Source organism: Pelatocladus sp., from assembly GCF_059505505.1.
Window position 1 is genome coordinate 29,454 of the sequence record NZ_JCACKS010000258.1, and the last position, 977, is coordinate 30,430.

Annotated in this window: 1 protein-coding gene; it reads left to right on the top strand. The window is 38.6% G+C overall.

Translation table 11 applies throughout. The annotated features are described in order from the left end of the window. Window positions 1-549: 549 nt before the first annotated feature. Window positions 550-897: a helix-turn-helix domain-containing protein gene (locus AC5JMK_RS27130; protein WP_096678949.1), complete on the top strand. Its 348-nt coding sequence runs from the start codon at window positions 550-552 to the stop codon at window positions 895-897. The last annotated feature ends 80 nt before the right edge of the window (window positions 898-977 follow it).

Here is a 977-nt window from a genome sequence, read left to right on the forward strand (position 1 = left end):
ATTTCTTCAACATTGTTTTAGACCTTTGTGTATTGTGTGTGTTGTTGTGTGTTGTGTGTTTTTAGCTAGAGAATTTACACCTTTGACTCTTCGTTCGGTTATTTACTTATGACCTTTAGAAGTTGTTTTTGGTTTCTCTGTCGTGTTTTTGTTTTGTTAATGAAAGCTACAAAGTCCAATTTCTTCATTCCGGATTCGTCTAAAAGATTTTTGGGAAAAAGTTTGGTTGAGCTTTGTCTACCCTCAGACAGAAGGGGGATAGAGGCTAGGGATGAGAGACTTAGAGATTTGAGAAAGAGCTTTCTCAAATCTTTAAGACCCAGTTATCAAAGTTTTCGTCCTTTAACTTCTACCTCAATCTCTTGTCAAAATTTATTTTGCAAGAGATGTGAGGTGGTAGTCAACCTCATACTTAATATTTTTAACCAAAGAACTTGGGTGTAGTCAAGAGCTGGGTTAAATTTTTTAGCCACTAAATTTTTTTGATGCCAGCTAGATTTTTTTGATGTTAGGATCTACGACTAAAGGTAAATCAAAAGTGCTGTGGCTGTGAAACGGAAAGCAAAACCAAACATCGCTTTTCTGCGGGAGAAAGCAGGGCTAACTCAGCTGGAGTTATCGCGTCTTGTGGGCGTGACAGAAAGCACTATTCAAAATTGGGAAAGTGGTAGAACTGGGACAGAACAGATAGAAAGAATCATTAAGTTTTGTAAAGCACTCAATTGTCAAGTAGAAGATTTAATTGAGTATGCAAGTACAACACAAGAGCCAGGGACAAAGCCTAGTTCCCTGAGCGATATACATAATATGTTGGGGACAGATGAACCTTCATCAACTTCCAGTCCCGACACACAAAATGATCAAAAGTGGCAAGACTCAAGAGTTAAGGGTCAATAGTCATTAGTTAATAGTCATTACTTACATGAACTACCTACGCACTCCGCTTGCGCTACGTGCGAGGTTTCTGACGCTTCAAC